Genomic DNA, 7540 nt, shown 5'->3' with positions numbered 1-7540 from the left:
CCGCGCGGTCATCGTCGGCCCACCGGGCACTCGCCCAGCCTCCTCGACGGGAGCGCCGGACGGTCCACGGGCAGTCACGAACCGGTCCGCGGACAGTCACCGACGGAGCGCGCGCACGGCTCCCCGGGCGGCCTCCGCGGAGTGGTCGTCGCAGGTCCGGAGCGTTCGTGGGGTGGGTCCGGCCGCGCCCCCCGGGGCCGTTCCACGGGTCCGGCGAGGCGGTCAGGCCACGGACGCGGTCCCCGTGCCGTCGTCCCGCGCGCCCGGCGCGGCGGGTCCGTCGGCGTCCAGGGCCCCCAGGACCCCGGCGGCCACCGTGGGGTGGACCGGCAGCGCGAGATGGCCGATTCCGCTCACGCGCACGTCGTGCACCACGAGGTCGGCGTGGCGCAGCCGGGCCGTCTCCACCGGCACCATCACCCGGTCCAGGTCGCTCCAGAAGCTCACGAACCGCGTCCGGCAGCCGGGCGCCGGCTCCGCGAGCTCCCGCAGCACCTCGGAACCGGGCCGCATCTGCCGTACCAGCGGATGCGCGTCGGCGAGCGGTGCCACGGTGGTGCCCGCGTGGGGCGTGCCGAGCGTGACCAGGGTCCTGACCCGCGCGTCACCGCCCAGGCGCTGGACGTAGTAGCGGGCGATCAGCCCGCCGAGGCTGTGCCCGACCACATCCACCTCGTCGTGGCCGGTCCGCTCCCGGATCTCCTCCACCCGGCGGCCCAGGACTTCCGCCGCGGTGCGCAGATCGCAGGTGAGCGGTGAGTAGTTGAGCGACTCGACACAGTCACGGCCGCCCCGCAGGAGGGCGCGCCGGAGCAGGACGAAGACCGAACGGTTGTCGACGAAGCCGTGGAGCAGCACCACCGGCCGCCGGCCCCTGGCGCGCACCTGGCGCACCTCGCCGTCAGGGCCGGGATCCCCGGCGGTGTCGGTGTCCGGGGCCGGGGCGGCGGAGAGCCGCTCGGCCACGATGCCCGAGGGGTACAGGACGAGATGCCCGGTGAGGATGGCGAGCTCGAGAGCAGTGGCTTTCATCAGGGCGGTGACCTTGGTGAACTCCATCGCCGGCCTCCCTCCCGAACGGCGCGAGGGGCCGGGCCGTACGGCGGTGCGCCGTACCTGCGCGCCGCGTGGACGGCGACGCGCGGGCACGACGACACGCTGCGGCTCCCTTGCGGCCGGCCCCCGCTTGCGGCTGTGGGGCCCAGGAGGAGGGCCCGGAAGCGGGGAACGGCGCAGAGCGAACATGTCCCACGTGTGATTTCCCCCTCGCTGCCCACCGCGAAACGGCCGCTTGCGGGATGCTGTCGATAACGTTCGTTCACCTCCCCGGCAATCAGGCGCGGGGGTCGCATGTGGAGGCAGTGATGGGTGTGACCGGTCCGATCCGCGTGGTGGTAGCCAAGCCGGGTCTCGACGGCCACGATCGCGGGGCCAAGGTGATCGCGCGGGCGCTGCGCGACGCCGGTATGGAGGTCATCTACACGGGCCTCCACCAGACGCCCGAGCAGATCGTCGACACCGCGATCCAGGAGGACGCCGACGCGATCGGCCTCTCGATCCTCTCGGGCGCGCACAACACGCTGTTCGTGAAGGTCCTCGAACTCCTCAAGGAGCGCGACGCGGAGGACATCAAGGTCTTCGGCGGCGGCATCATCCCGGACGCCGACATCGCGCCGCTCAAGGAGAAGGGCGTGGCGGAGATCTTCACGCCGGGCGCCACCACGGCGTCCATCGTCGACTGGGTCAACGCCAACGTGCGCGTGGCGGTCTGACGCACCAACGGATCCGAAGGGCTCTCCCGTGCCGGGAGGGCCCTTCCCGCATACGGCCCGGGGTTGTCCGGGGGAGCGGCGGACGGGGGCGGCCCGAACCCGACCGGGTCCGGCCCGTGCCCCGGCGTTTCTGTGTCCCGCCGGGTCACGCGGCGTCCGGGGCATCCCGCGTCCGGGTGTCCGTGTGCTCCTGGCCCAGGAGTTCGGCCCGCATCGCCGCCCGCAGCCGGAGGGTGGCCACCAGACGCTGGAACGCCTCCGACCAGTAACCGCCCGCACCGGGCGAGAGGTCGTCGGACTCGGCGGACAGCGCGGTCAGTGCCTCCAGATGGCGCGCCGCGTCCGGCGAGAGACACCGCTCCGCCAGCCCCATCACTCCGCTGAAGCTCCACGGATAACTCCCCGCCTCCCGGGCGATGTCGAGCGCGTCGACCACCGCCCGGCCCAGCGGCTCCGCCCACGGCACGGCACACACACCGAGCAGCTGGAACGCCTCCGACAGGCCGTGGGCCGCGACGAACGCGGCCACCCACTCCGCCCGCTCGGCCGCCGGCAGCGTCGCCAGGAGCTGGGCCCGCTCGGCCGGCGACGCGATGCCGGGGCCCGTCGCCCGCGGGGCCGCCGGAGGGCCGAGGAGCGCGCGCGACCAGGCGGCGTCCCGCTGGCGCACGGCCGCCCGGCACCAGGCGGCGTGCAGCTCGGGCTGCCAGTCGTCGGCGACGGGCAGCGCCACGATCTCCTCGGGGGGCCGCCCGCCGAACCGGGCCCGCCAGGTGTCCAGCGGGGCGGCTTCGACGAGCTGCCCCAGCCACCAGGACCGCTCGCCCCGCCCGGACGGCGGATGCGGTACGACCCCGTCCCTGCGCATGCCCTCGTCGCACTCGTGCGGGGCCTCCACCACGACCGTCGGCGTGTCGGCCGTCCGGTCGAGGACGACACAGCTCGCCGCCCGGCCGGCCATCCGGCCCGCGAGCGCCGAACGGGGCAGGGCCGACAGCAACTCGGCGGCGGTGGCCCGCACGTTACGGCTCCGGTCGGCGAGAGCGGCCTCCAGGAACTCCTCGTCCGCGTCGGACAGCCCCGCCCGCAGCGAGTCCAGGAACATCAGGCGGTCCTCCGCCCGCTCGGTGGCCCAGGTGGAGGCCAGGAGCGCCCGCCCGGCCGCCGCGTCGGCCGCCCGTACGGCTCCGAGCAGGGCGACCCGCTCCGCGAACAGACCCTCCTCCCACAGGGCGAGGACGGCCTCCCGGTCCGCCGGGTCCGGCAGGCTTCCGCCCGCCCCGGCGCCCCGGAGGGCGAACCGCCAGTCCGGGTTGAGGCGCGCCAGCCACAGCCCGCGCGGCCCGGCGAGGGCGAGCGCCTGCGGTCGCAGGTCGGTCCGTGCCCGCGCCGCGTCCAGCAGAGCCGGCAGGGTGGCCGATGGTCCCTTGTAGCCGCGCTCCACGGCCAGCGCCAGCCACTGCGGGAGCAGTTCGGCGAGGTCGGGCGCGGTACCGCGGCGCCCCCCGGCGGGCGAGGGCGCCACCCGGCCCGCCAGCAGCTGCTCCAGCCGGCGGCGGGCCGCCCCGGGCAGGGCCGGGCGCCCGTCCTCCGGAGCGGGTTGCGGACGCGGAGCGGCCGGCCCGGGCAGCAGCCCCGCCCTGCGCCGCACGGTGTGCAGCGCGGCGGTGTCGAGCAGCGCGGCGGCGTCGGACACGGCCCCCGACGGTGCCCCGGCCGCCGCACCGCCCCCACGTCCCGGAGAGGGCCGGTCCGTCCCCAGCAGCGCGGAGGCGACCAGCGCCTCCCACACCTCCGTCTCGGAGGGCCGGGGCGGGGCACCCGGCCCGGACCCGGAAGGGGCCGTCCCGGCCGGCTCCGTCGTCACGGTCGTCGGTGCGGTCGTGTCCATCGGGCTCCTCCGGGCGGTGGGGGATCGGTGCGGGGGGTCATACGAGCGGGACCGTCTCGTGCGGGCACTCCGGGGACCAGGCGGCCAGAGGGGAGAAGCCCCCGTGGCCGCATTCGCCGAAGACGGTCACCGGAGCTCCGCCGGACAGGGCGACGAGGCGCCACAGGCCGGCGCGGGACCGGGCGGCGGCGGTCAGGGGAAGGGCCTCGCGGCCGTCGGCGTCGGCCAGCTGCCAGCCGTACTCCGCCTGCGCCGGCACCACCTGGCCGAGGGTCACGGGCCAGGACTCGAGCCACGGGTCCTCGCCCAGCATCCGGCCGTACGTGTCGAGGGCCCGGCCCACCGGCACTCCGGGCGGCGGTGCGGCCGGCACGTCCACCGGTTCGAACCGCTCGCCCGGCTCGGCCCGCAGTCCGCCCGAACCCGCGTACGGGGTGAGCTCACCGGCCAGCACCCCGCCCACCGGGAACGCCAGGCCCGGCGCCCGCCCGGCCGCGCCGTAGGACAGCAGCAGCGCCGTCCGGCCGGTCCCCGTGCCGTACAGCCAGATGCGACGGGTGGTCAGCCGGCCGTCGGCCGTGTCGTACTGGGCGAGGACGAGCCACCGGTCCCGCACCGGAGCTCCGTCGGCGGGCGCGGTGAGGCCCACCCGGGTCCGTACCGTCGCCGCGAGCGGGGCGGGCAGCCGGTCGGACGACAGCCAGGCCCGGTCGAGAAGATGGGTCAGGGCGCACTCCTCCAGGAGCCGCACCGGCCAGCCGGGTCCGGTACCCGGTATCGCGGCCAGCTCCCGGACCCGGCCCGCGAGCCCCGGCGCCTGGGCGTCGACCATCCGCGCCGCGGTCTCCTCCCACAGGCCGTACCCCCCCTGCCCGGCCGCCGCGAGACCACCCCGCAGCAGGTCCGCGAGGCGCCGCTCCAACTCCTCGGCGCCCGCGGTGATCCGGGCCGCCCTGCGCTCCGCGCGCCGGCGTGCCGCGCCGGGGCCGGCCGGGCCGTCCGGCGCGTCCCGCCGGTCGGCCGGCGCCGCACGGTCGCGCCGCCCCGCGAGCCACTCCCCGGCCCAGTCGGGCGCCGCCCCCTCCGGCACCGCGGCCCCGTCCGAAGCGGCGAGCAGCAGCAGGCCCAGCGCGTGCTTGCACGGAAACTTGCGGCTCGGACAACTGCACCGGTAGGCGGGCCCCGTGCCGTCCACGACCGTCCGGTAGGGCGTCCTGCCGCTGCCCGCGCACAGACCCCACACCGCCCCCTCGCCGCGGCCCGTCCCGGACCACGACGCGGCCGTGGCCAGCTTGCTCCCCGCCCGGCGTGAGGCCTCGTCAGGAGCCAGCGCCAGCACCTGCCCGGCCGTCCCGAGCACCCCCATGGCATTCATGTCACCGACCGTAGAGGCCGCCACTGACAACGCCCCGGCGCCACTTCTCCACACCCCCACGAAACCGCGTCCGACCTGCGGAGACGGTCGATTGTCAGTGGCATGGTGCACCGTGGATCGCACAGCAGGTCGAACGATCTGGAGGGGGACCCATGACCGTGCCCGAAACCATCCCGCAGCCCCTGACCGGCGCCGCGCAGGACACCGCTCCGGCCGCCCCGGGGCCCGCCACGGAAGCCCTGCGGCCCCACGCGGAACACGCCTTCGCCCACGAACTCACCGCGCTCGCCGCCGCCGACGACCGGCCCCGGCCCGCCCGCTGGCGCCTCTCGCCCTGGGCCGTCGCCACCTACCTCCTCGGCGGCACGCTCCCCGACGGCACCGTGATCACCCCCAAGTACGTGGGACCGCGCCGCATCGTCGAGGTCGCCGTCACCACCCTCGCCACCGACCGGGCGCTCCTCCTGCTCGGCGTCCCCGGCACCGCCAAGACGTGGGTCTCCGAGCACCTCGCCGCCGCCGTCAGCGGCGACTCCACCCTCCTCGTCCAAGGCACAGCCGGCACCCCCGAGGAGGCCATCCGGTACGGCTGGAACTACGCCCGGCTCCTCGCCGAGGGCCCCAGCCGCGCCGCCCTCGTGGCCGGCCCGGTCATGCGCGCCATGGCCCAGGGCATGACGGCCCGCGTGGAGGAGCTCACCCGCATCCCCGCGGACGTCCAGGACACCCTCATCACGATCCTGTCCGAGAAGACGCTGCCCGTTCCCGAACTCGGCGAGGAGGTCCAGGCCGTCCCCGGGTTCAACCTGATCGCCACCGCCAACGACCGCGACCGGGGGGTCAACGAACTCTCCAGCGCGCTGCGCCGCCGCTTCAACACGGTGGTGCTGCCGCTGCCCGCCACCGCCGACGCCGAGGTCGACATCGTCACGCGGCGCGTCGCGCAGCTCGGCCGCTCCCTGAAGCTCCCCGCCGTCCCGGAGGGCGTGGAGGAGATCCGCCGGGTCGTCACCGTCTTCCGCGAACTGCGCGACGGCGTCACCACCGACGGGCGCACCAGGCTCAAGTCCCCCTCGGGCACCCTCTCCACCGCCGAGGCCATCTCCGTCGTCACCGGCGGCCTCGCCCTCGCCGCCCACTTCGGCGACGGCGTGCTGCGCCCCGGTGACGTCGCCGCCGGCATCCTCGGCGCGGTGGTCCGCGACCCCGCCGCCGACCAGGTCATCTGGCAGGAGTACCTGGAGACGGTGGTCAGGGAACGGGACGGCTGGAAGGACTTCTACCGCGCCTGCCGCGAGGTGAGCGCATGACGCCCCCCACCCTCACCGCACCCGCCGGCCCCCCGCCCACCGCCACGGCCCCGAGCGAACGGGACGGCCGACCGCTGCTGCTCGGCGTGCGGCACCACGGACCCGGCTCCGCCCGGGGCGTACGGGCCGCGCTCGACGCCGCCCGGCCCGAGGCCGTCCTCATCGAGGGGCCCGCCGAGGCGGACGCGCTCGTCGCCCTCGCCGCCGACCCCGCGATGCGGCCGCCTGTCGCCCTGCTCGCCCACGCCGTCGACGACCCGGGCCGCGCCGCCTTCTGGCCGCTGGCCGCGTTCTCGCCCGAGTGGGTCGCGATCCGCTGGGCACTCGACCGGGGGGCCGCGGTCCGGTTCATCGACCTGCCCGCCGCCCACACCCTCGCCGCCTCCGACCCCACCTGGCGCGACGACGAGGAGTCCGCCGACGGCGGCGCCCGCGTCGACCCGCTCGCCGAACTCGCCCGCGCCGCCGGACACGAGGACGCCGAGCGCTGGTGGGAGGACGCCGTGGAACTCCGGGGCGGCGGCGACCCCCTCGCCCCCTTCGCGGCGCTCGCCGAGGCCATGGGCGCCGTCCGCGAGGCGCACGGCGACGGCGGCCACCCCCGCGACCCGGTCCGCGAGGCCCACATGCGGCTGCGGCTGCGCGAGGCCCGCAAGGAGTTCGGGGAGGCCGTCGCCGTCGTCTGCGGCGCCTGGCACGTCCCCGCACTCGCCCGGCGGACCACCGCCACCGCAGACCGGGCCCTGCTCAAGGGTCTGCCCAAGGTGAAGACCGAGCTGACCTGGGTCCCCTGGACCCACCGCAGGCTCGCCCGCCGCTCCGGTTACGGCGCCGGCATCGAGGCGCCCGGCTGGTACGGGCACCTCTTCGCCGCCCCCGACCGCCCGGTCGAACGGTGGATGACCAAGGTCGCCGGCCTCCTCAGGGCCGAGGACCACCCGGTCTCCACCGCCCACGTCATCGAGGCCGTCCGCCTCGCCGAGACCCTCGCCGCCCTACGCGGCCGGCCGCTCCCCGGGCTCGAGGAGACCACCGACGCCGTCCGCGCCGTCCTCTGCGAGGGCTCCGACGTGCCCCTCGCCCTCGTCCGTGACCGGCTCGTCGTCGGCGACGACCTCGGCGAGGTCCCGGCCGCCGCCCCCGCCGTCCCCCTCCAGCGCGATCTCACCCGCCATCAGCGCGGCCTGCGCCT

6 protein-coding genes are annotated in these 7540 nt (G+C 76.7%); 3 read left to right on the top strand and 3 right to left on the bottom strand.

All coding sequences use genetic code 11. The annotated features are described in order from the left end of the window. Positions 1–222: 222 nt before the first annotated feature. Complete coding sequence (locus RIF68_RS20190) at positions 223–1059, bottom strand: alpha/beta fold hydrolase (RefSeq protein ID WP_309052691.1); 837 nt, start codon at positions 1057–1059, stop codon at positions 223–225. A gap of 305 nt (positions 1060–1364) precedes the next feature. On the opposite strand from RIF68_RS20190, the gene RIF68_RS20185 reads away from it, so the two are divergent. Continuing rightward, complete coding sequence (locus RIF68_RS20185) at positions 1365–1772, top strand: cobalamin B12-binding domain-containing protein (protein ID WP_309052690.1); 408 nt, start codon at positions 1365–1367, stop codon at positions 1770–1772. Between the two features lie 145 nt (positions 1773–1917). Here the strand turns inward: RIF68_RS20185 and RIF68_RS20180 are convergent, their stop codons facing one another. Both RIF68_RS20180 and RIF68_RS20175 read right to left on the bottom strand, forming a co-directional pair. Further along, a complete protein-coding gene (locus RIF68_RS20180; RefSeq protein ID WP_309052689.1) occupies positions 1918–3663 on the bottom strand; it encodes a DUF5691 domain-containing protein in 1746 nt (581 codons plus the stop codon). A 37-nt stretch (positions 3664–3700) separates the two neighbouring features. Then, positions 3701–5038 (bottom strand): SWIM zinc finger family protein, encoded by a 1338-nt coding sequence (locus RIF68_RS20175; protein ID WP_309052688.1) that lies wholly within the window; start codon positions 5036–5038, stop codon positions 3701–3703. 152 nt (positions 5039–5190) lie between these two features. On the opposite strand from RIF68_RS20175, the gene RIF68_RS20170 reads away from it, so the two are divergent. Both RIF68_RS20170 and RIF68_RS20165 read left to right on the top strand, forming a co-directional pair. After that, positions 5191–6348 carry an AAA family ATPase gene (locus tag RIF68_RS20170; protein WP_309052687.1) on the top strand — a complete coding sequence of 386 codons (1158 nt, stop codon included), beginning with the start codon at positions 5191–5193 and terminating at the stop codon, positions 6346–6348. Beyond that, positions 6345–7540: DUF5682 family protein (locus RIF68_RS20165; RefSeq protein ID WP_309052686.1), on the top strand; the 1196-nt coding region annotated here is incomplete at its 3' end. The genes RIF68_RS20170 and RIF68_RS20165, both read left to right, overlap by 4 nt.

This window comes from Streptomyces sp. (assembly GCF_031178505.1).
GTDB lineage: Bacteria > Actinomycetota > Actinomycetes > Streptomycetales > Streptomycetaceae > Streptomyces > Streptomyces gulbargensis.
The sequence above is the reverse complement of the archived record's forward strand: the minus strand, read 5'-3'. Positions and strand labels throughout refer to the sequence as shown.

Excerpts from the sequence above, each read along its gene's own strand:
- RIF68_RS20180 (WP_309052689.1), bottom strand. The coding sequence starts at position 3,663 with ATGGACACGACCGCACCGACGACCGTGACGACGGAGCCGGCCGGGACG.
- RIF68_RS20175 (WP_309052688.1), bottom strand. The coding sequence starts at position 5,038 with ATGAATGCCATGGGGGTGCTCGGGACGGCCGGGCAGGTGCTGGCGCTG.
- RIF68_RS20190 (WP_309052691.1), bottom strand. The coding sequence starts at position 1,059 with ATGGAGTTCACCAAGGTCACCGCCCTGATGAAAGCCACTGCTCTCGAG.
- RIF68_RS20170 (WP_309052687.1), top strand. The coding sequence starts at position 5,191 with ATGACCGTGCCCGAAACCATCCCGCAGCCCCTGACCGGCGCCGCGCAG.
- RIF68_RS20185 (WP_309052690.1), top strand. The coding sequence starts at position 1,365 with ATGGGTGTGACCGGTCCGATCCGCGTGGTGGTAGCCAAGCCGGGTCTC.